The sequence below is a fragment of the Hymenobacter artigasi genome, assembly GCF_012275535.1.
Classification (GTDB): domain Bacteria; phylum Bacteroidota; class Bacteroidia; order Cytophagales; family Hymenobacteraceae; genus Hymenobacter; species Hymenobacter artigasi.
Genome location: NZ_JAAVTK010000001.1, coordinates 106,695 through 128,465, shown reverse-complemented (window position 1 = coordinate 128,465; position 21,771 = coordinate 106,695). Strand labels below are relative to the sequence as shown.

Genomic DNA, 21,771 nt, shown 5'->3' with positions numbered 1-21,771 from the left:
TTCTCGCAATCGATGCCGGGAACGTTGCCGCTCCAACAATCTGGCTCACTACCAAATTAGTAGTCTGGACATGCTTGTAAAGCAGCCCGGAACGCGTCTTACTTTATCACAATTTTATCCAGCTGCAAAGCGGCGGATTTCTTACTCGGCCGGCTCACGCCAATGATGGTTTTCTCATTGAGCCAGGCCGTGAAATCCTTCACGTAGGCCAGTTGCTGGTCGTCGGCCACATTTAGTTTCAGGCGCTCGGGCGCGCTCACTACGCCGGTCTGGGCATTCACGCGGCGCAGGTACAGGTCCGATTTCTTGTTGATGTTTTCCAGCGTGAGCAGCTGCACCGTGCCGCCAAATACGGCGGCCCGGAAGCCAATGCCGGTATACGAATCCACGGCCGGGGCCACCTGGTCCTTCGCCACGATGCTGTGCCAGGTAGGCGCGCCAAACTCATTGTAGCCAAACAGGTGCAGCTCGCGGGCGTGCACCGGGGCCTCGCTACCGCCTTCCTCGTAGTGCTTTTCGGCCACTACTATCAGCTGCTGTTCCGGCGTCAGCAGCAGCTCGCCTAAGTAGATGTCGTCCAGGCGTTTCACATCGAGCCCGCTGGCCTTGCTCACTTCCGTGAGGTAGGCGGGCGTGAAGCGGAACTCCGGCGAAAATTTCATGTCGCCGTTGCCGCTGAAATCGTACTTCACCACTTTGAGGCTGTAATATTCGCCGGTCTGGTAGTCGGCGCACAGCGCGGCGGCATACAGGCTACCATCGTTCAGCACCGTGAACCGGGCGTCGCGCACCGTCACGGCCCGGCCGCCAAACACACCGCCCACCGGCACGCCCAGCACCTTAATCTCGGTAGAAGGCCCGGCCGGATAGCGGCGCACCGTCAGCTTCTTCATGCCCTCGCTGATGAGCGTCACATACTGCGTGCCATCGTTAGCAACGTGCACGGCCGGCGAGAAAAAGTCGCTCAATGTTCGGAAATCATACGTTTTTTCCTCCAGCTGCGCCAGGTTCTGGTCGAATAGCGTGGCCGCAATGCTTTTCACCTGCTGGTTGCTGGTGAGGTAGCGAAAAGCCAGCAGCCGGCCGCCATCGGGCGAGATGTTCACGCCGGGGCGGCGGTCGCGGGCGGGGGCGCTCATCACCATTTTGGCCGCGCCTTTCTGGCCACTTTGCAGGCTCACGGGCACCACGGTCAGGTTCTGGCTGTCGTCGTCCTTATGGTGTAGCACCACCAAGGCCTGTTGCGAGCCACGCCCAAAGGCCTCCAGCGTTTCGCCCGGTCCCACCGGAATCGTGGTGCTCCACTGCTTTTTAAGGTCGATATCGTAGCGCTCCACCGCGTAGCCGCCCGCACTCTGGTGGGCCAGAATAATAAAACCCGAGCCATCGGCTAGGGCCAACGTCTTGTGCGGTACGCGCATGTCGTAGCGGTCGGTACCCTGCTCGGGCAGGTAGCTGAAGGGAGCCGACTTTGTCTTCTGAGCCACGGCCGATACCGCATTGCCCAGCAGAGCTCCGCTCATCAAACCGATTATTACTGCGCGCTGCAACATAAAATTTTGGCGTTTTGGAAACATAAGGAAAGTGGATTTCAACGGTCTGGTGTGCCCAAAAGTACCTGCTTTTGAGCTTTGACTTTGCTTTTTAGCAGTTAAGTCGTTTGCCAATAGGGGGAGCGGCTAACAAAAACGTATTCCAAGCATAACACTCCCGCAGTCACTTTCGTACAGGGACACCGTTTACTTCGTGTCAGCTTTCAAGGTTCAATCGGGACCAATTGGCGGCCTTCGATACCCAACTGGGCTTCAACTTGTAACCGCTCAACTTGGTCGAGCTATTTGACCTTTTAAACGTATTTTTTGAACTAAGTTCAGTTTTACTGTACCTTTGCACCCGCAATTATCTACTATCCTTATGAAGTCATTACTCAAGTTCACCCTGTTATCGGCCCTCATTATCGGCGGCAGGCTTGTTAAAGAGTCAGCTCCGGCCACTGCAGCCCAAACAGTTGAACCCACTGCCAAATCCAGTTCCTCGGTTGTTTTGGTCCACCAGGTGCTCACTTCCGAGCCCGTCCGGCCTACCCGACAGCAAGCCCAGCCGCAGCAGAGCGGTAGCGGACTCATTGCTGAGATGTTCTAGGCAGAATAATCAAACGACTTTTTTTAAAGTCGTTTTTTTTTGCCCTGCCGCCAGCCCAAACCGCTAGCTAATCCGGCTCCAGTTCACGGCCGTGGCCGGCAGGCTTTCGATGTGGTGGCGGATGTTGGCATTTTCCGGATTGGCCAGGTTGGGGTCTTCGCTTAGCAGCGCCTGGGCCGCCGCCCGGCTCTCGCTCAGGATGCGGCCATCCTTGGCCAGGTCGGCAATCAATAAGTCCAGCACGCCGCTTTGCTGGGTGCCCATCAGGTCGCCGGGGCCGCGCAGCTTCAGGTCGATATCGGCAATCTCGAAGCCGTTGCTGGTCCGCACCATCGTTTCGAGGCGGGTGCGGGCATCCTTGCTCAGCTTGAAGCCGCTCATCAGAATGCAGTAGCTTTGGTCGGCCCCGCGGCCCACGCGGCCCCGCAGCTGGTGCAGCTGCGAAAGCCCAAACCGTTCGGCGCTCTCAATCACCATCACCGAGGCGTTGGGTACGTTCACGCCTACCTCAATCACGGTGGTGGCCACCATTATCTGGGTTTCCTTCTTGATGAAGCGCTGCATCTCGTAGTCCTTCTCCTCGGCCTTCATGCGCCCGTGCACGATGCTGATTTGCATCTCCGGAAAGGCCCGGCTCACGCTCTCGTAGCCGTCGGTCAGGTCCTTATAGTCCATCGTTTCCGACTCCTCAATCAGCGGATAGACGATGTACACCTGCCGCCCGATTTTCACCTGGTCCCGAATAAATTCAAACACCTTCAGGCGGTTGGCATCGAACCGGTGCACCGTCACAATGGGTTTGCGGCCGGCCGGCAGCTCGTCAATTACGCTCACATCCAGGTCGCCATACAGCGTCATGGCCAGCGTGCGCGGGATGGGCGTGGCCGTCATCACCAGCACGTGCGGGATGATGTGCGGGTTTTTCTGCCACAGCTTCGAGCGCTGCGCCACGCCAAAGCGGTGCTGCTCGTCCATTATCGTCAGGCCCAGGTTGCGGAACTGCACCACGTCCTCCAGCAGGGCGTGGGTGCCCACCAGCATGTGCATGGAGCCATCGCGCAGGGCCTCGTGCAGCACACGGCGCTCGGCCGTGCGGGTGCTGCCCGTGAGCTTGCCAATGCGGATGCCCAGCGCGTCAGCGTACACTTTCAGGCCCACGTAGTGCTGGTCGGCCAGAATCTCGGTGGGGGCCATAATGCAGCTTTGTGCGCCGTTGTCGGCCGCCATCAGCATGGCGATGAAGGCTACGATAGTTTTGCCCGAGCCCACGTCGCCCTGCAACAGCCGGTTCATCTGCTGGCCGGTGCAGAAGTCCTTATAAATGTCGTGGATAACGCGCTTCTGCGCCCCTGTCAAATCAAACGTCAGGTGGTTTTTATAGAAGTCCACCAGCGTTGGCACCTGGTTGAAAATCTGGCCCGCCAGCGTCACCTTGCGCTGGTCGCGCTGCCGCAGCAGCTTGAGCTGCACATAAAACAGCTCCTCAAACTTAAGCCGGAACTGCGCCGCCGCCAGCAGCTCCGCGCTCTGCGGGAAGTGAATCTGCTGCATGGCCTGCGCCTTAGGCATCAGCCCATAACGCTCAATAAGGGCCGGCGACAACGACTCCGTGATGTGGGGCTGTGCCAGCCGCAGCAGCTCGGCCACCATCCGCATAATGGCTTTGCTATCAACGCGGTGGTAGTTCTTAAGCTTTTCCGAAGTATTGTACACCGGCTGCAGAAAGCTCTGGCCCGGCTTGGCTTCGGTCACTTCTTCCAGCTCCGGGTGCGCCATCTGCGGCCGCCCGTTGAACATCGTCGGCTTGCCGAAAACGATGTATTCCTGGTTGTTGCGGGTGTATTGCTGCACCCATTTCACGCCCTTAAACCACACCAGCTCCAGCTCGCCGGTGCCGTCGCCCACCTTGGCCGTGAGGCGCTGCTTGGGCCCTTCGCCCACCAGCTCCTTGCCGCGCAGCATGCCGCGCACCTGCACGTAGGGCAGGTCGTCGTTAAGGTCGGCCACCTTGTACACCTGCGTCCGGTCGAGGTACCGGAACGGGTAGCGCTGAATCAGGTCGCCGTAGGTGAACAGGCCCAATTCTTTGCCCAGCAGCTGGGCCCGCTGCAGGCTGCCCACCGAACGCAGAAATTCGAGCCGGGTATTGAAAAAACTCATTTAACAATTAACATTTATCATCCAACATTCTCTATCAATCAACGCCCTGCTTCAGCTACATCCTAGCTGACTGCCAGAACTGTTAAATGTTAATTGATAAATGTTAAATGAAAGTTATTTATAACGTAATGTATTCAGCATCCGCACCATGTCTGTCTTCACGTACTCAATCACCGGGGCCAGTGAGTCATTGGCCGTAGCCGTGCGGAAGTACAGCGCGCCCCGGAAAAAGTGCTTGGTACTGTCGGTGGTGTAAAACTGAAACTGGCTCGGCACTTCACCCTGCAATTCAAACACCGAGGCTCGCATCCCACTCGGCGTCTTCAAAATCCGCTCATCAATGGCCGTGGCCTTGATTTCGTGCTTGCCCGTGAGCTTGCGCGCATCCTCCATCATCTTGTTGTAGAGGCGGCGGTCGCGCTGCACGTCCATGTAAGTAATCTGCACGTTGGCGTGCAGCTTGGGATAATACACGTTCAGCCAGTGCGGCTGCGCCATGTACGACGAATCCCGCTTAATGACGGCCTGCGTCGAGTATTCAAACTCGTATGGGTGGCCCGCCGGCAACATCCGGTAACGGTGCGCCGGCAAGTCAATACGGTTGTATCCCTTGGGCTTGGGCGTAAAATCCGGCGCCGACGAGCAGCCCGCTAGTAGTACCAGCCCAGTAAGCACCGGCAAGATTGAAAGATATTTCATGCAAGAAGCGGCCCCGGCCCTAAAATAGCCCAGCCTTCATAATTTCAAAGGTAGCTGCCATCGCAACGAAAAAAGCCCCGGCGCAGTGCCAGGGCTTCATCTCAATCACTGCGCGGGACAGTTGCAGCCACAGGCCGGTCAATCCTCCATCGGACAGTCAGAAGGGCAGCTGGTCCAGCTCCGGCTCCTGCCGGAAGCTGTGTTGCGGTTCTGCCACGCCCGCGCCGTTGGCCTCACTAGCCACCGGAGCAGCGCCTTGTGGCCGGCCACCCAGCATCGAAATCTCATCGGCGATGATTTCGGTGATGTAGCGCGTCTGCTGGTCCTTGTCTTGGTACTGGCGGGTGCGCAGCTTGCCTTCGATGTACACTTGCTGACCCTTTTTGAGGAATTTGTCAGCCATATCGGCCAGGCCGCGCCACGCCGAAATGTTATGCCACTCGGTCCGCTCCACGCGGTTGCCTTGCTTGTCCTTGTAATAGTCGTTGGTGGCGAGGGTGAAGTGAGCCACGCTCACACCGCCTTCCAAATGGCGCACTTCGGGGTCTTTGCCCAGGTTGCCTACCAAAATTACCTTGTTCACTCCGGCCATATTATTGCACGTTAGGAAATACAGAATTGAAAAAGCCACCCGGCCTTTTCTGTCTCAAAGATAAGAAATTAAATTTGCCACGCAATACTTTTTACTAAAAATAAAGGCTGAAAAATCTAATTAAATTAGGCAAGGCTTAATCAAATGTTCTGGTCACAATAGTTCGCAATCAGCTTCGGCTTAGGCAGCGCCTCAATCTCCGCCGGCGAGTAAGCCCGCAAGCCCAAATCGCGCAACGCGGCTTCCGGCAGCGGCTCGGCCAGTGCCATTGGGTAGAAGCGGACCTCCAGCTTCTGGTGGCTCAATACGTGGCGATACGTCGCGCTGGGCTCGGCCGCCTGGCTGGTATCCAGGGTGGCCCCCAGCGCCTCCAGGTGGCGCTGGAGCTCGGCGGTGGGCAGCTCCGGCACGGCGGTTTCGGCCAGCGCAAAGTCATACAAGCCCTGCCAGATGTCTTTCTCACGGCGCTCGCGCAGGTACGTTTGCTCGCCATGGCGCAGCACGAAGTAGTGGAAGTAGCGCGTGCGCGAGGCCTTCGCCTTGCTTTTCACCGGCAGCAGCGCCACCTGCCCATGCTGAAACGCCCAGCAGCTGAGCTGCATCGGGCAAAACAGGCAGTCGGGCTTGGCCGGCGTGCACTGAATGGCCCCAAACTCCATAATGGCCTGGTTGAAGTCGGCCGGCGTGCTGGCGGGGATGTGCTGGTCGGCCACGGCCTGGAATTCTTTGCGCGAGCTGGGCGCGGCAATATCGGAGTGAAGTCCAAAAACGCGGGCCAGCACCCGGTACACATTTCCATCGAGCACGGCCACGGCTTCATCGAAGGCAAACGACGCGATAGCGGCCGCCGTATAGGGCCCCACGCCGCGTAGTTTCAGCAATTCGGCGTAGGTGCCGGGAAACTTTCCGGCGTATTCGGCCACCACCTGCTGGGCCGTGCGGTGCATGTTGCGGGCCCGGGAATAGTAGCCCAAACCCTGCCAGTAGCGCAGTACTTCGGCCTCGGGCGCGGCGGCCATGGCCTGCACCGTGGGGTAGGCCGCCAGGAAGGTTTGGTAGTAGGGAAGGCCTTGCGCCACACGGGTTTGCTGTAGAATAACCTCCGATAGCCAGATGGCGTACGGGTCGCGGGTGTGGCGCCAGGGTAGGTCGCGCTGGTGACGCGGGTACCAGGCCAGTAGAGCAGAGGCCAGGAAGGAAGGGTGAGAGGTTTTTGCGGTCAAAATTTTGAAAGCGAATAATTTGGGCCAACACCTAGTTTAGAAGGGTTGATTGGTAAAACGAAAAAATGGGGTTACCTTTGTGGCCCCAATTCAAGGGCGAACCGCTTACCGGGCAAGGGCTTACGCTGGAATTTGGGACTATTTTGCCTAAAACTGTATTTTTTTCAACCACTCTAAGTACCATACCAACGTGACTAAAGCTGAGGTAATCGCCGAAATCTCCACGAAGACCGGCATCGAGAAAGCTGATGTATTGATGACTGTTGAAGCCTTCTTCAAAGTCGTGAAAGATTCGATGACCGAGGGCAACAACATTTATGTACGCGGCTTCGGCTCGTTCGTAAACAAGAAGCGCGCTCGTAAAGTAGCCCGCAACATCTCGAAAAACACGTCCCTCATCATCGAGGAGCACTACATCCCGAGCTTTAAGCCTTCGAAAACCTTCGTGGCTAAGATTAAGAACAGCAAGAAGGTGAAAGCCGTTGCGGCCAAAGCCTAATTATGTTTGTTATTGTTTAGGAAGCAGGCAGGGGGATTAACTCCCTGCTGGTTTTCTAACAACGATGAATTACCGGCCGCGCCGCCGGTGTCTTTTCCGCAAGGGAAAGCCCGGCGGCCGGCTTTTTTCAGCTAATGGCTACTACTCGCACCGCTCCGCATCAATTGGTCCTCGTCGCCGCCGCGCTCGCGCTGGTTGGCGGCTTATACGTGTTGCCCAAAGGCATCATGAAGCCCAAGGAGAGCAAATCGGAGCTGAGCAAGGACGCGGCTGCCACGGCCAACCGTGACGGCGGCGGCATGGCCACCAACGGCTCCAAAACCGAAGCCTCGTCTGGCCCGGTACCTGCTACCGCTACCGAGAACAAAGGCCCCGATGCCGCCCCGCACACCACTACCAGCACTGCCCAACGGCAGGAGCTGGCGCGGTTGCTGGGCGAGTACCAGGCTGCTGCCACCCCCGATGCCAAAGCCACGGTGGCTACCACCCTGGCCCGCCGCTACAACGACGTGGAGCGTTTCGACAGCGCTGGCTACTACCTGGAGCAGGTGGCCCTGGCCAAACCCAGTGGCCAGCACTGGCAGCAGGCCGCCGATGCCTACTTCCAGGCGTTTAGCTTTGCGGCTACCGACGAGCGGGTGAAACTGCTCGGCGGCAAGGCGCGGGAACTCTACACCAAGGTGTTGAAGGACCAACCCGGTAACCTCGATGCCAAAACCAACCTCGGCATGGCCTACATGGCCTCCGAAAACCCCGTGCAGGGCGTAACGTTGCTGCGCGAAGTGCTGGAAGCCGACCCCCGCAACGAGAAAGCCCTGTATAACATGGGGATACTCGCGGTGCAAAGCAACCAGTACGACAAAGCCGTGAAGCGTTTTCAGGATTTGGTGAAAGTCAATCCAAAAAATGTGAACGGACAATTCTACCTCGGCGTAACTTTGGCCCGTACCGGCGCTAAGGAAGAAGCCAAACAGGCCTTCCTTGTCGCCAAAAGCCTCAGCAACGACCCCGCGCTGGCCGCTTCGGTAGAAGAGGAAATTGCCAAATTGAAATAGCTACGACACAACCAATCACCAACTTAACCCCCAAGCATCATGCCCTGCGGTAAAAAAAGAAAGCGTCATAAGATTGCCACTCACAAGCGCAAGAAGCGCCTGCGCAAGAACCGCCACAAGAAGAAGTAAGCCTCACGGGGCGTAGCGGCGGCCGGCAGATTTCCTAACGGGAAGGGAGCCAGCAGCCTATCTCTCACGTAGCCTCCCGAGTGGGGCCGCGCCAGATGCTTTTCCCGTGGCTCGCGAGGGAAGCCAGAACCGTCAGGTTCTGGCTTCCCTTTGCCGGTTTCGGGGTAGGCGGTTGGTGGCATTACCGGCAGGTTACTTTAACTAAATCAAGGCTTTGAGTAATGAATTAGTCATTAATTCTACTCAGGAAGGCGAGCGAATAGCGTTGTTGCAGGACAAGCGGCTGATTGAATACCACTTCGACCGCAACGACACCAACTACTCAGTAGGCGACATCTTCCTGGGCACCGTGAAAAAGGTGATGCCCGGCCTGAACGCAGCTTTCGTAGACATTGGCTACGAAAAAGACGCGTTTTTGCACTACGGCGACCTCGGCGAGCAATTCCCTTCGTTCACGAAGTGGGCCCGCACGGTACAGAGCGGCCGGGCGCCCAGCGCCGGGCTGGAAAAATTCACGTTTGAACCCGTCCTCGAAAAAGTGGGGAAGGCGGAAAGCGTGTTCAAGAAAGGGCAGCAAATCGTTGTTCAAATCATCAAGGAGCCGATTTCGACCAAAGGCCCCCGCGTGAGCACCGACATTTCGATGGCCGGGCGCTACCTCGTGCTGATGCCGTTTTCGAACACCATCAGCGTCAGCAAGAAAATCGTGAGCAAGGGCGAGCGTGACCGCCTCAAGCGGCTCATCGCCAGCATCAAGCCTGAAAACTTTGGCGTCATCATCCGCACCGTGGCGGAGGGACGTGAAGTGGCCGAGCTTGACAAGGATATGCAGGACATGGTGGCGAAGTGGGAGCAGCTCTACAGCACGCTGCGCACCGCCAAGCCCAACGACAAGGTGCTCGGCGAGCTGGGCCGTACGTCGTCGATGGTGCGGGATATGCTGAACGAGTCGTTCGATAGCATTACCGTGGATGCTCCGGCGATGTACGATGAGATGCGGGACTACCTGCAAAAAATCGCGCCGGACCGGCTGGGCCTGCTGAAGCTGCACAACTCAAAAATCAAGATTTTCGAGCAAACCGGCATTGAGAAGCAGCTGAAAACGCTGTTTGGCAAGACTGTAACTGTGCCCGGTGGCGGCTACCTCGTCATCGAGCACACCGAAGCCCTGCACGTTATCGACGTGAATTCGGGTAGCAAGAGCAACCAGGAGAACGACCAGGAAGCTACCGCGCTGATGATTAATATGCTGGCTGCCAAAGAGGTGGCTCGTCAGTTGCGTCTGCGTGACATGGGCGGCATCATCGTGGTCGATTTCATTGACATGCGCTCGGGCGAAAGCCGCAAGAAGGTGGAAGACGCCGTGCGCGACGTGATGAAGCTCGACAAGGCGAAGTACACCGTGTTGCCCATCACCAAGTTCGGCCTGCTGCAAATCACCCGCCAGCGGGTGCGGCCGGCCGAGAACATTGTGACCGGCGAGGTGTGCCCCACCTGCGGCGGCACGGGCAAGATTTCGGCCTCCATCCAGGTGACGGACGATATCGACAACAGCATCGACGACCTGCTGGTGAACCAGAACCAGTCGGGCATCACGCTGTCGGTGCACCCGTTCCTGTATGCCTACTACACCAAAGGCCTGATTTCGCGCCAGATGAAGTGGTACCTCAAGTACTACAAATGGGTGAAAGTGGTGAATGACAGCAGCCTGGGCCTCACCGACTACCGCATCGAAGACGAGCGGGGCGAGGAAATCCAGCTGCGCTCGTCGGCCGCCGCCATGAGCCGTTTGCAGGACCGTGAGGTGGAAATAGTGGACTGACCTCAACGTGAGCGGATTGCAGCGGATTGAACGGGTTTTTGTGGTTCATATCCAATGCCGTCATCAGTTCATAGGACAAATAAAAAGCGGCTGCTCAATCGAGCAGCCGCTTTTTATTTGGAGAAATGGAACAGGGCAGCACCACAAAAAAATAGTTTCATCCACTGCAATCCACTCACGCTGAGGTTAGAATTTAATGCCTAAATCCAGCGCAACGCCGCTGTTTTTGATGGTTACGTCTTTGAATTTACGGTTGCTCTCGTAGTAATGGTCGATATCGACCAGGCCACGATTGTAGCGGATACCGGCAAAAACCTTGGTGCTTTTGCCCAATTGATACTCGGCTCCTATGGCGGCCAGGGCATCGGCATCGATGAAGTAGACGTAGTCGCTGGCCTTATTTTCGTTGCCGGTGGCGGGGTCTTTGTAGAATTTATTGCCGTCGATGCGCGTGCCGATGGGTACATTCACCGAGCCGCCAACCTGGAAGTACAAGCGCGTAGCGGGCGCAATCTCGTTGGTGAAGAGCTTGACGGTGAGGGGCAACTCCAGGTATTGCATGGTGATTTTTTGCTGGACCGCCAATGTGCTGGGCGATGCTTCGTTGTAGCGGATGGTGCCACCTTTGCCCGTAAGCAGCAAGCCGGTGCTGAAAGCGTAATTTTCGCCAAAAAAGTAATCAACCACCAAGCCGCCGCCGAAGCTTACTTTACTGCCATCGCTGGCAAAATTGTTTTCGGAGGTAGATTCGGCCCGCAGGCTGGTGATGGAGGGCGAAACTTTCAGGCCAATTTCGACCTGGGCCGAGGCGCTGCCAATGGTAGCGGCGAGGGTGAAAAGCGCGAGCAGTAATTTTTTCATAGGGGTTTATCGTTCTATTGCCGCTGGCAACAGCCGGCAGCCAACAGGTTTTGGCTAATTTTACCTCAAAGTAACGTGCGTGAATACGAATAATTTTGCCTGGCGGCGCTGGCTGCCCATCTTTTTAGGAGCCGGCCTAAGCCTTGGTGGCTGCAAAAGCGGCCCGGCCGAAGGCTGCCGTCCCGATGCTGCCGAGGATGCGGCGGCCGTATCTGTGCAGGTACAACGGCTGGAGCCGGCTTTTTTCCAGCTGAAGACGCCCGCGCAGGCGCAGCAGTTTATGGATGCCCACCCAGCCTTTGCGCGCTACTACTTGCAGCGGCAGCCGGCCACCGAAAAAGAGCTGGAAGGCAGTCTGGTACAGCTCGCTACCAACCCGGCCTTGCAGAAGGTGGGCCGCGAAACGGCCGCCGCCTTCCCCGATAGCGCCGCCTTGCGCCACGACCTGGGCGAGATGTTCCGGCGGGTGCATTATTACTTTCCCGATTTCCGGGTGCCGCCCACGGTGACGTACGTCAGCGGCTTTCTGGCGAAGGATATCTACGTGAATGACAGCCTGCTGGTGATGAGCCTGGACTGGTTTATCGGCCCCAAGGCCAGCAAGCGACCCGACCTGCCGCAGTACATGCTGCGCCGCTACACGCCCGCTGGCCTCATGCCGCTGCTGGCCCAGGACGTGGCCAGCAAGTACAATAAGCACGAGCTAACTGCCAATAGCATGCTCGACGCGATGGTGCATGCCGGCAAGTCGCTCTACTTTGCCAGTCTGGTACTGCCCTGCACCCCCGACTCGGTGCTGATGGGCTATACCCGGCGCGAGATGCTGGGCCTCGATGCGAACGAAGGCCGGGTGTGGGCTCACTTTCTGGAAAAGAATCTGCTGTACACCACCACGCCATTTCTGCTTCAGAAATACGTGGGTGAGCGGCCCAACGTGCCCGAAATTGACAAAACCTGCCCTGGCCGCGTGGGCCAGTGGGTGGGCCTGCAAATCATCAGAAAGTACGTAGCCGAGCATCCCGACGTGACGCTGGGCCGCCTGATGGCCGAGAAGAATGCCCAGCGTATCCTCAACGACTCGCACTACCGGCCCAAACGGTGAAGTGGTGAAATGGTGAGGTGGTGATTTTGAAGCGCTGGACGCCCAGATAAAACATCAAAATCACCACCTCACCATTTCACTACCTCACCGCCTATGCACATCGCCGTTTTCAGTCAGTACCACACCAACCCCGACTGCCCGGCCACCAGCCGGCACTATGCGCTGCTGGCCCACATTGCCAAAACGCACCGGGTAACGCTGCTGACCACGCCCGCCTGGAAAAGCCAGCGGCTGACGCAGGAATTTCCCTGGGTGCCGGAAGGGGTGGAGATTCGTGAAGCTGAAGTGCGGTATGATAATAAAATGGGCCCGGCCCGGCGGGTGCTGGCCTTTGGGCACTATGCGGCGTGGGCCGTGCGCGAGGGGCTGCGGATTGACAAGCCGGACGTGATTTGGGGAATTAGCACGCCGCTGACTGCGGCCTGGGCGGCGGCGCAGGTGGCGCGCTGGCGGCGGGTGCCGTGGGTGTTCGAGGTGCAGGATTTGTGGCCGGCGTTCCCCATTGCGATGGGGGCGGTGCCCACGGCACTGGCCCGGCAGCAGCTTTATCAGCTGGAAAAGCGGCTGTATAAAAGTGCCCGGCACATCCTGCCGCTCTCGCCCGACATGGCGCGCTACGTAACCGATTTGGGTATTCCGGCCGCGAAAGTGACCACCGTGCTCAATGGTACCGACCTGGAATTGGCCGCCCGCGCTACGCCCGCCGCCGTGCAACTGCTGCGGCAGGAGCAGGGCCTGGCCGGCAAGCGCGTGGTGCTGTACGCGGGCACCTTTGGGCGGGCCAATGACATCCCAACGCTGGTAGCGGCGGCCGAAACGATGGTGGCGGCCAGTGATGAAGTGGTGTGGCTGTTTCTGGGGCACGGGTTTTTCGAGCCGTTGATTGCGGCGGCGGCGGCGCGCTGGCCGGGGCGCATCCGGCTGGTGCGGGGGCAGGCCCGCCACGAGGTATTCCGCTGGTTTGCGCTGGCCGATGTTTCGGTGGTTTCGTTCTTGGGTTTGCCGGTGCTGGATTCCAATTCGCCGGCGAAACTGTACGACTCATTGGCCGTGGGCACACCGGTAGTGGTGACCAACGCAGGTTGGACCAAAGCGCTGGTGGAGCAGCATGCCTGCGGTTGGTACGTGCCGGCCGGTGATGCCCCGGCGCTGGCCGAGCAGCTCCAAACCCTGCTGCACCAGCCGGAAGCACTGGCCCATGCCGGTGCAAATGGCTACGCCCTCGCCAGGCAGCAATTTGACCGCCAACGGATGGCCGCGCAGGTGCAACAGCTGCTGGAAGCGGCCGCAAGCTGATTTTATACTGCAGTGAAAGCTCTTTGTGCTTTCTAGAACTGGTAATTGAACTTTGTGTGCTAAACTGCCTGCTAAAAGTGCACGTATAGCAGCTGAGCGCTATTTTTTGGAGATTGGCACGTAAGCGAGTTCTTTGCTGAAATGCTTTTCAAAGTAGGCGCAGCTGGCCGAAAGCGGGCATATTTCGCATTTCGGCGAGCGGGCTACGCAGATGTAGCGGCCGTGCAGAATAAGCCAGTGATGGGCTTTAGCAATGAGCTCCTCGGGGATGTAGCGCACCAGCGCCTTCTCCACGGCCAGGGGCGTGGTGGCGGTTTTGGGCACGAGGCCCAGGCGGTGCGACACCCGGAAAACGTGGGTGTCAACGGCCATTGCCGGCTGGTTGTAGATGACGGAGACCACCACGTTGGCCGTTTTGCGGCCCACCCCGGGCAGGCGTTGAAGCTCCTCGATTACGCTGGGTACTTCGCCGCCGAAATCTTCGGTGAGCATGCGGCCCAGGCCGGCTAGGTGCTTGGCCTTGTTGTTCGGATAGGAAACACTGCGGATGAAGGGGAAAATATCATCGGCGGTGGCCGCGCCGAGGTGCGCGGCGGTGGGGAATTCGGCCAGCAGCGCGGGCATCACCAGGTTCACGCGCTTGTCAGTGCATTGCGCGCTCAGCACCACGGCCACGATTAACTCATACGGATTGCCGTAGGCCAGCTCGGTTTTGGGTTCCGGGAAGTTGGTGGTGAAGTAGTCGAGGAAGTAGCGGAACCGGTTGGCGCGAGTCATGCGGTGGGAGAGTAGGGGAGGCACAAAAGTAGGGTGGTTGCAATTACCTCCTCCCGCCTGTCCTGCTGAACGCAGTGAAGCACCTCATCACGCCAGAACAAGTCGTCCTTGCGCGATGAGGTGCTTCACTGCGTTCAGCAGGACAGCCGCAAAATGCCTAACTCCGCCAGCGCGGAGTATGCAGCGGCCGCCACAAAAAATTAAAGGGGCTCAGGACTTGCTCAAGAAAGTGCGCGAGTAGCGCAAAATGGCCTCGGAGGTTTCGGGCCGGGGTTCGCGACGGACACCGTCGAGCGCCCGCTGGGCCAAAAGGAGGTCGGCGCAGCTCGCGGCCAAGTCCGGGTCGTGCTGCAATGCCTCCTCTACCTCGCGCTGCCTTTCAACCGGCAATTCGTTGTACACATACTGGAGCAGTGTCGAATGGGGTAAGGTTTGAATCATAGTGATGCAGAGAATTTGCGGTCATCTTTTTCCGCAGGTTTATCAGCGCATAGCGCATCCGCCCCAGCGCCGTGTTGATGCTCACGCCGGTGGCGTCGGCAATCTCCTGGAAGCTCATATCGCCGTAATGGCGCATGAGCAACACCTCCTTCTGGGCGGCGGGCAGCTCCTGGATTAACGCCCGGAGGCGGCTGTGGGTTTCTTCGCGGGCGAGAATATCGTCCGGGCCGTCGTCGGCAATGGTGAGGGTGTTGTTTAACCGTTCGTTATCGGTGAGGCTGATGTGGGGCACGCGCTTACCACGCCGGAACGAGTCGATGGCCAGGTTGTGCGCGATGCGGCAAATCCAGGGCGCAAACTTGCCCTCCTCGTTGTAGCGGCCACTTTTCATGGTATGGATGGCCTTGATGAATGTGTCCTGCAACAGGTCCTCGGCCATGTCCTCGTCGCGCACGATGAGGAGGATGGTCGTGAACACACGACTGCGATGCCGCTCCAGGAGGATAGCGAAGGCGGATTCCTGGCCGGCCAGGTAGAGCGAGATGAGCGCGGAGTCGCTCGGTTGCATGAGGTCCATAAAGGGCTACGGAATAGGAGAACGTAGAGCTTTATGCCATAGTATGCAGTTACCGAGAAAAAAACTGGGAGCGACGGGCGGTGGTAGGTTTTACCCCGCTAGAATCAGACCAAATGTAGAGAAATAGAATCCACTTACGCAATAGCCTTTGGTGGAAAAATGCCACAATCTTTTTGGGAATCTGGCGCAACCTTCCTCAAAACTTCATCTAAGCCGTTTTTGAGGGGAATTGCCCAGGCGATTTTCTGAAAAAAAGTTTCCGAAGCAGGTATAATAATTTGGGTTGCCTGTAAAGCAGCTCATTGGGCAAGCCAACGGTAGGCGGTGGCTTCGTCGGTGAACAGGGCCGTTTGGTAGTCCTGCCCGGGGTGCGAGGCGGAGCTGAGGGCGGCGGCGGAGCTGGCCGTTTGCTCGATGGCGGCGCGCAGGGGCGAAATGAGAAAGGCAATGCGAACGGGCGCGGGGTAGCGCTGCCGCAGCCGCGGGAAGAACTCGGTGTTAATCCAGCTGGTGAGGGCGGGGCTGGCCAGCTCTTCGCGGCGGCGCAGGTCGAGCAGCCAGCGCCAGCAGCCGAGGGCATCGCCGGCGGCGAGAATGCCGAGGTAGCCGTGCTGCAGCTCAGATTCGGTGATTTCGCGCTGCCAGCGGGCCACAATGGCGGGCAAGTCGGGGCGGGGTGTTATTTCCAGGCCAAAATCTTGCATAAGTGGGGCAGGAAGGTGGGTGAGTGTTGGGTTGCAAGGTAGGCGAAATGGGGTGGCAAAACCAACCGGCGACGGCCGGGGCAGGGCTACCTTTGCGGCTGGCCGCTGCACAGGCGGTTTTTGTGCCCTTATGCTGCCATCTGCTGATTCTTCGCCGGCCCACGACCCGTACGCGGCCCTGCGCGTCCCCGATTTTCGCCGCCTGGTATCGGCCCGCACTTTGCTCACGGTGGCCACGCGCATCCAGGGCCTGGTGGTGAGCTGGCAGATATTTAAGCTCACCAATAACCCGCTGGCGCTGGGGCTGATTGGCCTGTCGGAGGCCATTCCGAGCATCGTGGTTTCATTGTATGCCGGGTACGTGGCCGACTCGATGCGCCGCAAAAACATTGTGGTGGTGGCGCTGGCGGTACTGGTGCTGTGTGCGGCGGCGCTGGCCGGCTTTGCCAGTCCCTACGGCATTCACTGGCTGGCGAAGGACTCACTGTACACGCTGCCGCTGTACGGGGTGATTTTCGTGAGCGGGCTGGCGCGGGGCTTCATGGGGCCGGCGCTGTTTTCCTTCATGCCGCAGCTGCTGCCCGACCGGGCGCTGCTGCCCAACGCCATTACCTGGAACAGTACTACCTACCAGGGCTCGGCGGTGCTGGGGCCGGCCATTGGCGGCTACCTGATTGCGGCCGTGGGCGTGACCAATTCCTACGTGGTGAGCACCGCGCTGCTGGCGCTGGCGCTGTTCCAGTTTGCGCGCATTGCCAACCGGCCGCTGCCGCCCATGGAAGGCGAGCGGCTGAACCTAAAGGACAGCGTGCTGAGCGGGCTGCGCTTTATTTTCGGCAACCAGTTGGTGCTGGCGGCGCTGTCGCTGGATATGTTTGCGGTGCTGTTTGGGGGGGCGGTGGCGCTGCTGCCGGTGTTCGCGTCGGATATCCTGAATGTGGGCGCGAAGGGCTTCGGGCAGCTGGAAGCGGCTCCGGCCATTGGCTCGGTGCTGATGGCGGTTGCGTTGACCTATTTCCCTTTGAAGCGGCGGGCCGGGCGCAAGCTGCTGTGGGCCGTGGCGGGCTTCGGGCTGGCCACCATCGGTTTCGCGTTGTCGAAAAATTTCTACCTGTCGCTGTTTCTGCTGTTCCTGACCGGCGTGTTCGATTCCGTGTCGGTGATTGTGCGCTCCACGCTCATCCACATCTACACCCCGGAGTACATGAAAGGGCGGGTATCAGCGGTGAATAACATCTTCATCGGTTCCAGCAACGAGATTGGAGCCTTCGAGAGCGGCACGGCGGCCAAGTTGCTGGGCACGGTGCGCTCGGTGGTTTTTGGGGGACTGATGACGCTTTTGGTAGTGGCCATCACGACCTGGAAGGCCGACAAGCTGCGCAAGCTGGAATCGGGCACGAAGTAAGGAATTACGGCTTATAAGGCGGGTTTTTCAACAAAGCCGCGTACTGCTCCGGCGTGTCCACATCGAGCAACCCGGCTGGAAACGATACCCGCTCCACGGCCGCGCCCCGGCTGGCAATGAGCCGTCCGGCGCCCTGCTGGCCCTGCAACTGAAGCAAGGCCGGCAGCAGGGCCTGGGCGAAAATGGCGGGCACGCCCAGCGTATCGCCATAGGCAGCGGCCACGATGGGGGCTTGCGTTTGCTGTTGCCGGGCCATCAATTCCCGCAGCAGCTCCGGCGTCACCAAAGGCTGGTCGCTGAGCATGATGAGCACGGCGGTGGGCCGGGTACCGGCAATGGCAGCCAGGCCGGCGCGGATGGACGAAGCCATGCCGGTTTCCCAATCAGGGTTGTGAATGGCCTGGATGGGCAGGTCCGAAATTTCGGCTACCAGGGCTTCGTGCAGCGCCCCGGTCACCAGCACAAGGGGCGCACAACCGCTGGCCACGGCCGTTTCGGCCGCGTGGCGCAGGAGGGTGTGGCCGTGGTATGGCAGGAGCTGCTTGGGCTGCCCCATGCGGGTGGAAGCCCCGGCAGCCAAAAGCAGCAACGCCACCGGCCCGGCGGGAGCCGGAGCGGTGGCGTTGGAAATGGAGTGGCTTAGCATTGGAGCTTGTGAGAGATTAAAGCGAATCTGTCATCCTGTGCTTGCGAAGGACCTTATTACGTTTGCACCGTTTTGGTTACTGCAAACTGTTCAGCGGTGATAAGGTCCTTCGCTGCGCTCAGGATGACAGACGTGGCTTAAACGGCCTTGGTGCCCAAGATTTTATCGGGCGTGATGGGCAGGTCGCGCACACGCTTGCCGGTGGCGTGGAACACGGCGTTGGCCACGGCAGCCGATACGCCCACCATCGAAATCTCGCCGATGCCCTTCACGCCCATGGCGTTGATGAAGGGGTCGTGCTCGTCGATGAACTCCACGGTCATTTCCGGAATGTCGGCATTCACGGGGATGTGGTATTCGGCCAGGTCGGCGTTGGTGTAGCGGGCGTAGTGTGGGTCGCGGGCGGTGGCCTCCATCAGCGCCGCGCCGATGCCGAAGATGCTGCCGCCAATAATCTGGCTGCGGGCCGTTTTGGCATTCAGGATGCGGCCGGCGGCGTGCACGCTTACCCAGCGCTTCACGCGCACGGTGCCCAGGTCGGGGTCAACGTGCACTTCGCAGAAATGCGCCCCGAAGGAGTGCATGGAGTGCTTCGCGGCTTCGTCCTTGTGGGCATCGCCGGCCGCGGCGGTGCTTTGGCCGGCTTCGTAGCCCGCACCGTACTTGCCCTGGCCGCTGCCTTCGATATCGTCCATGCCGGCCCGCTTCATCAGGGCTTTAAAGTCCTCGCCTTTTGAGGCATTCTTTTTCAGCTGAAGGCGGCCTTTTTCCATCACCACTTCTTCCGGTTTGGCCTTGAAAAGCGGGGATTTGGGGTCCTTAATGGCCATTTTGGTCAGTCGCTCCCACACGTCCTGCGCCGCCATGTACACGGATGACGACACGGTGCCCGCCGCCACCGAGCCGCCCGAGTTGGGCGCGGTGGGCAGCTTGGTGTCGCCGAGCTCGAAGCGGATTTTTTCGGGCGGCAGGCCCAATGAGTCGGCCGCTACCTGCGTCATTACGGTGTAGGTGCCGGTGCCGAGGTCGGTGGCTCCGCTTTGCACCACGGCGTGGCCGTCAGCGTAGAGGCGCACGCGGGCGGTGCCCTGCGAGTTGTGCACCGGGTAGCTGGCTGTGGCCATGCCCCAGCCCACGAGGGTGCGGCCGTCGCGCGTCTGGCCGGCTTTGGGGTTGCGCTTGCTCCAGCCGAAGAGCTCGGCCCCGCGGGCGTAGCATTCACGCAGGCCCTTGCTGCTCCAGGCCTGGCCGGTGCTGGGGTCTTTTTCGGCGTAGTTCCGCAGGCGAATTTCAATAGGGTCGATGCCCAGCTTATAGGCCAGGTCGTCCATCAGGCACTCGATGGCGAAGGAGCCAGGCGCCTCGCCGGGGGCCCGGGTGAAGGTGGAAGTCATCACATTGGCCCGGCCCAGCTCATAGTGCGATTCAAAGGTGGGGCATTCATACAGCATGTTGATGATTTTGCTGTTCGACTCGGTATAGTTGTCCCAGGGCGAGGTGGTGGCTGTTTTCTCGTGAATCAAGGCCAGCAGCTTGCCATCCTGGGTGGCTCCGGCGCTCAGGGTCTGGGTCTGGTCTTCGCGGTGGCCCATGCTCGTGAACTGCTGCTGGCGGGTGAGCACTAGCTTCACGGGGCGTCCCAGGGCTTTGGCGGCCTGCACCGTGAGCACGGTGTGGGGCCAGCAAGAGCCTTTGCAGCCAAAGCCCCCGCCCAGGTATTTGGTGATAACCCGTACCTGGTCTTGCGGCAAACCCAGCATGGTGGACAGTGCCTTTTGGGTGCGCGTCACGCCCTGCGTCGACTCGTACACCGTGAGACGGTCGGGACCTTCCCAGATGGCGGTGGTCGCGCCCGGCTCCATGGGGTTGTGGTGGTTGATGGCGTGGGTGTACACGGCTGTCATTTTCACCGGAGCGCTGGCCATGGCGGCGCGGGCATCGCCGCGCCGGGTGTAGCCGTCGGCCTTGCCATCCTGAATTTTCTCGGGGTTGAAAAGCTGGGCTTTGGGGTCGGTATAGGCGGCAATGGGCTGCTCGGCGGCATAGGTTACCTGCACCAGGCGGGCGGCGTGGGTAGCGCGCTCGAAGGTGTCGGCCACCACCAGCGCCACCGGCTGGCCGGCGTAGTGCACCACATCCGAGGTCATCGGCAGGAAGCCCATGGGCGCGCCGATGGCTTTTTTGCCGTCGGGGTCGTTGGGTGTTTTAGCCAGCTTGGGCAGGTTCTCGTGGGTGTAAATAGCCAGCACGCCCGGTTCTTTCTGTGCCGCGCTGGTGTCGATGCGCTGGATGCGGCCCTTGGCGATGTCGCTGGTTTTGAGCACGCCGTAGGTGAGGCCGGGCAGCGGGTATTCGGCCGAATACTTGGCCCGGCCCATCACCTTGTCGCGCCCGTCCACGCGGTCGAGCGGCTTGCCCACCACGCCGGGCTTGGGGGAGGTTTCGAAGAAAGCGGGTTCGTTCTCGTACATGGCGGGATTGGGAATTAAAAATTATGAATTATGAATTAAAAATTATAAATGAGCCAGGGGAGTGAAAATCAGTGAGCAACATTTCTAATTTCTAATTCTCAATTTTTAATTGGATTTTATGCAGTAGTCAGTTCGGTGAGGGCGCGCACCAGCGTATTCTGGGCCAATTCTACTTTGAAGCGATTTTGCTCGCGGGGCTGGGCATCGCGCACGGCGGCGGCGGCGGCGGCCCGGAACGTGGCTTCCGTGGCCGGCGCGCCGGTCAGGATTTTCTCGGCGGCCAGCGAGCGCCAGGGCTTGGTGCCCACGCCACCCAGCGCCACCCGTGCCGAGCGAATGGTGCCAGATTGTACATCCAGTCCCACGGCAGCTGAGGCCAGCGCGTAGGCGTAGGAAGTGCGGTCACGCACTTTCAGGTAAGTGGATTTGCGGGCGTGCGCGGCGGCCGGAATGGTCACCGAAACAATCAGCTCGCCGGGCTCCAGCACGGTTTCTTTCTGGGGCGTAGTGCCGGGCAGCAGGTGGAAATCGACCAGCGGCACGCGGCGCTGCTTGCCCTTGGCGTTTTCGAGCAGCAGCACGGCATCCAGGGCCACGAGGGCCACAGCAAGGTCGCCGGGGAAGGTGGCGATGCACGACTTGCTGGTGCCCAGAATGGCGAGGCCCCGGTTTTCTCCGTCCTGGGCCGGGCAGCCGGAGCCGGGCTGGCGCTTGTTGCACGGAAAGGCGGTGTCGCGGAAGTAGCCACAGCGCGTGCGTTGCAACAGGTTGCCGCCGATGCTGGCCATGTTGCGCAGCTGTGGCGAGGCCGCCAGGAGCAGCGACTGCGACACCGCCGGGTAGTTCTGCAGCACCAGCGGGTTCTCGCCCACGTCGCTCATGCGCTCCAGCGCGCCAATGCGCAGGCCGTCGCTGGTTTGCTCAATGCCTTTGAAGGCAAGCATGTTGATATCCACCAGCTGGCCGTGGTTTTCCACGTTCAGCTTCATCAAATCGAGCAGCGTGGTGCCGCCCGCGATGAAGGCCGCGTCCTTGCTGTCGCGCACGGCGGCGGTGGCTTCTTTCGCCTGCGTGGCCTGGAGGTAGGTGAAGTTGTTCATGGATTGGAAGTTTGGAGGAACGTCATGCTGAGCGGAGCCGAAGCATCTTGCTCGCATCGTTCAACGATTG

19 protein-coding genes are annotated in these 21,771 nt (G+C 59.6%); 7 read left to right on the top strand and 12 right to left on the bottom strand.

What is annotated here, in order from left to right; all coding sequences use genetic code 11:
• Positions 1-98: 98 nt before the first annotated feature.
• Entirely contained in the window at positions 99-1,553 is a 1,455-nt protein-coding gene (locus tag HBN54_RS00515; protein ID WP_168671194.1) for a hypothetical protein, read from the bottom strand.
• 361 nt (positions 1,554-1,914) lie between these two features.
• Here HBN54_RS00515 and HBN54_RS00510 point away from each other — a divergent pair, with 361 nt between their 5' ends.
• On the top strand, positions 1,915-2,142 hold the full coding sequence (locus tag HBN54_RS00510; RefSeq protein WP_168671193.1) for a hypothetical protein: 228 nt from the start codon (positions 1,915-1,917) through the stop codon (positions 2,140-2,142).
• A gap of 63 nt (positions 2,143-2,205) precedes the next feature.
• On the opposite strand, the gene recG is transcribed toward HBN54_RS00510, so the two are convergent.
• From recG to mutY, 4 genes are all read right to left on the bottom strand, one after another.
• Positions 2,206-4,302 (bottom strand): ATP-dependent DNA helicase RecG, encoded by a 2,097-nt coding sequence (recG, locus tag HBN54_RS00505; RefSeq protein ID WP_168671192.1) that lies wholly within the window; start codon positions 4,300-4,302, stop codon positions 2,206-2,208.
• A gap of 114 nt (positions 4,303-4,416) precedes the next feature.
• The gene (gene gldD / locus HBN54_RS00500) at positions 4,417-5,001 is read right to left on the bottom strand and encodes a gliding motility lipoprotein GldD (RefSeq protein WP_168671191.1); all 585 of its coding nucleotides are present in this window, start codon (positions 4,999-5,001) and stop codon (positions 4,417-4,419) included.
• Between the two features lie 157 nt (positions 5,002-5,158).
• Positions 5,159-5,593, bottom strand: a complete 435-nt coding sequence (locus tag HBN54_RS00495; protein ID WP_168671190.1) for a single-stranded DNA-binding protein — start codon at positions 5,591-5,593, stop codon at positions 5,159-5,161.
• Positions 5,594-5,733: 140 nt separating this feature from the next.
• Complete coding sequence (mutY, locus tag HBN54_RS00490) at positions 5,734-6,816, bottom strand: A/G-specific adenine glycosylase (RefSeq protein ID WP_210427893.1); 1,083 nt, start codon at positions 6,814-6,816, stop codon at positions 5,734-5,736.
• Between the two features lie 157 nt (positions 6,817-6,973).
• On the opposite strand from mutY, the gene HBN54_RS00485 reads away from it, so the two are divergent.
• The 3 genes from HBN54_RS00485 to HBN54_RS00475 all read left to right on the top strand — a co-directional run bounded on the left by HBN54_RS00485 (position 6,974) and on the right by HBN54_RS00475 (position 10,321).
• Positions 6,974-7,315: an HU family DNA-binding protein gene (locus HBN54_RS00485; protein ID WP_317170162.1), complete on the top strand. Its 342-nt coding sequence runs from the start codon at positions 6,974-6,976 to the stop codon at positions 7,313-7,315.
• Positions 7,316-7,449: 134 nt separating this feature from the next.
• Entirely contained in the window at positions 7,450-8,370 is a 921-nt protein-coding gene (locus tag HBN54_RS00480; RefSeq protein WP_168671189.1) for a tetratricopeptide repeat protein, read from the top strand.
• A 343-nt stretch (positions 8,371-8,713) separates the two neighbouring features.
• Complete coding sequence (locus HBN54_RS00475) at positions 8,714-10,321, top strand: Rne/Rng family ribonuclease (RefSeq protein ID WP_168671188.1); 1,608 nt, start codon at positions 8,714-8,716, stop codon at positions 10,319-10,321.
• Positions 10,322-10,507: 186 nt separating this feature from the next.
• On the opposite strand, the gene HBN54_RS00470 is transcribed toward HBN54_RS00475, so the two are convergent.
• Complete coding sequence (locus HBN54_RS00470) at positions 10,508-11,182, bottom strand: porin family protein (protein WP_168671187.1); 675 nt, start codon at positions 11,180-11,182, stop codon at positions 10,508-10,510.
• A gap of 79 nt (positions 11,183-11,261) precedes the next feature.
• Between HBN54_RS00470 and gldB the strand changes: the two genes are divergently transcribed.
• Both gldB and HBN54_RS00460 read left to right on the top strand, forming a co-directional pair.
• A complete protein-coding gene (gldB, locus tag HBN54_RS00465) occupies positions 11,262-12,284 on the top strand; it encodes a gliding motility lipoprotein GldB (RefSeq protein ID WP_168671186.1) in 1,023 nt (340 codons plus the stop codon).
• Positions 12,285-12,377: 93 nt separating this feature from the next.
• On the top strand, positions 12,378-13,580 hold the full coding sequence (locus HBN54_RS00460) for a glycosyltransferase family 4 protein (protein ID WP_168671185.1): 1,203 nt from the start codon (positions 12,378-12,380) through the stop codon (positions 13,578-13,580).
• Positions 13,581-13,679: 99 nt separating this feature from the next.
• Here the strand turns inward: HBN54_RS00460 and nth are convergent, their stop codons facing one another.
• The 3 genes from nth to HBN54_RS00445 form a co-directional block, all read right to left on the bottom strand.
• Positions 13,680-14,357, bottom strand: coding sequence for an endonuclease III (gene nth / locus HBN54_RS00455; RefSeq protein ID WP_168671184.1), 678 nt, complete (start codon positions 14,355-14,357; stop codon positions 13,680-13,682).
• Between the two features lie 379 nt (positions 14,358-14,736).
• Positions 14,737-15,375 carry an RNA polymerase sigma factor gene (locus HBN54_RS00450; protein ID WP_168671183.1) on the bottom strand — a complete coding sequence of 213 codons (639 nt, stop codon included), beginning with the start codon at positions 15,373-15,375 and terminating at the stop codon, positions 14,737-14,739.
• A 299-nt stretch (positions 15,376-15,674) separates the two neighbouring features.
• Positions 15,675-16,079: a hypothetical protein gene (locus HBN54_RS00445; RefSeq protein ID WP_168671182.1), complete on the bottom strand. Its 405-nt coding sequence runs from the start codon at positions 16,077-16,079 to the stop codon at positions 15,675-15,677.
• A gap of 130 nt (positions 16,080-16,209) precedes the next feature.
• Between HBN54_RS00445 and HBN54_RS00440 the strand changes: the two genes are divergently transcribed.
• Positions 16,210-17,484 carry an MFS transporter gene (locus HBN54_RS00440; RefSeq protein WP_168671181.1) on the top strand — a complete coding sequence of 425 codons (1,275 nt, stop codon included), beginning with the start codon at positions 16,210-16,212 and terminating at the stop codon, positions 17,482-17,484.
• A 4-nt stretch (positions 17,485-17,488) separates the two neighbouring features.
• On the opposite strand, the gene HBN54_RS00435 is transcribed toward HBN54_RS00440, so the two are convergent.
• The 3 genes from HBN54_RS00435 to HBN54_RS00425 form a co-directional block, all read right to left on the bottom strand.
• Positions 17,489-18,130, bottom strand: coding sequence for a nucleotidyltransferase family protein (locus HBN54_RS00435; RefSeq protein WP_168671180.1), 642 nt, complete (start codon positions 18,128-18,130; stop codon positions 17,489-17,491).
• 137 nt (positions 18,131-18,267) lie between these two features.
• Complete coding sequence (locus HBN54_RS00430) at positions 18,268-20,601, bottom strand: xanthine dehydrogenase family protein molybdopterin-binding subunit (RefSeq protein WP_168671179.1); 2,334 nt, start codon at positions 20,599-20,601, stop codon at positions 18,268-18,270.
• Positions 20,602-20,717: 116 nt separating this feature from the next.
• The gene (locus HBN54_RS00425) at positions 20,718-21,701 is read right to left on the bottom strand and encodes an FAD binding domain-containing protein (protein ID WP_168671178.1); all 984 of its coding nucleotides are present in this window, start codon (positions 21,699-21,701) and stop codon (positions 20,718-20,720) included.
• Positions 21,702-21,771: the final 70 nt, after the last annotated feature.

Coding starts and splice junctions, on each gene's coding strand:
- HBN54_RS00495 (WP_168671190.1), bottom strand. CDS start 5,593: ATGGCCGGAGTGAACAAGGTAATTTTGGTAGGCAACCTGGGCAAAGAC.
- HBN54_RS00460 (WP_168671185.1), top strand. CDS start 12,378: ATGCACATCGCCGTTTTCAGTCAGTACCACACCAACCCCGACTGCCCG.
- recG (WP_168671192.1), bottom strand. CDS start 4,302: ATGAGTTTTTTCAATACCCGGCTCGAATTTCTGCGTTCGGTGGGCAGC.
- HBN54_RS00480 (WP_168671189.1), top strand. CDS start 7,450: ATGGCTACTACTCGCACCGCTCCGCATCAATTGGTCCTCGTCGCCGCC.
- nth (WP_168671184.1), bottom strand. CDS start 14,357: ATGACTCGCGCCAACCGGTTCCGCTACTTCCTCGACTACTTCACCACC.
- HBN54_RS00435 (WP_168671180.1), bottom strand. CDS start 18,130: ATGCTAAGCCACTCCATTTCCAACGCCACCGCTCCGGCTCCCGCCGGG.
- HBN54_RS00425 (WP_168671178.1), bottom strand. CDS start 21,701: ATGAACAACTTCACCTACCTCCAGGCCACGCAGGCGAAAGAAGCCACC.
- HBN54_RS00440 (WP_168671181.1), top strand. CDS start 16,210: ATGCTGCCATCTGCTGATTCTTCGCCGGCCCACGACCCGTACGCGGCC.
- HBN54_RS00430 (WP_168671179.1), bottom strand. CDS start 20,601: ATGTACGAGAACGAACCCGCTTTCTTCGAAACCTCCCCCAAGCCCGGC.
- HBN54_RS00510 (WP_168671193.1), top strand. CDS start 1,915: ATGAAGTCATTACTCAAGTTCACCCTGTTATCGGCCCTCATTATCGGC.
- HBN54_RS00470 (WP_168671187.1), bottom strand. CDS start 11,182: ATGAAAAAATTACTGCTCGCGCTTTTCACCCTCGCCGCTACCATTGGC.
- HBN54_RS00515 (WP_168671194.1), bottom strand. CDS start 1,553: ATGTTGCAGCGCGCAGTAATAATCGGTTTGATGAGCGGAGCTCTGCTG.
- HBN54_RS00445 (WP_168671182.1), bottom strand. CDS start 16,079: ATGCAAGATTTTGGCCTGGAAATAACACCCCGCCCCGACTTGCCCGCC.
- gldD (WP_168671191.1), bottom strand. CDS start 5,001: ATGAAATATCTTTCAATCTTGCCGGTGCTTACTGGGCTGGTACTACTA.
- HBN54_RS00450 (WP_168671183.1), bottom strand. CDS start 15,375: ATGGACCTCATGCAACCGAGCGACTCCGCGCTCATCTCGCTCTACCTG.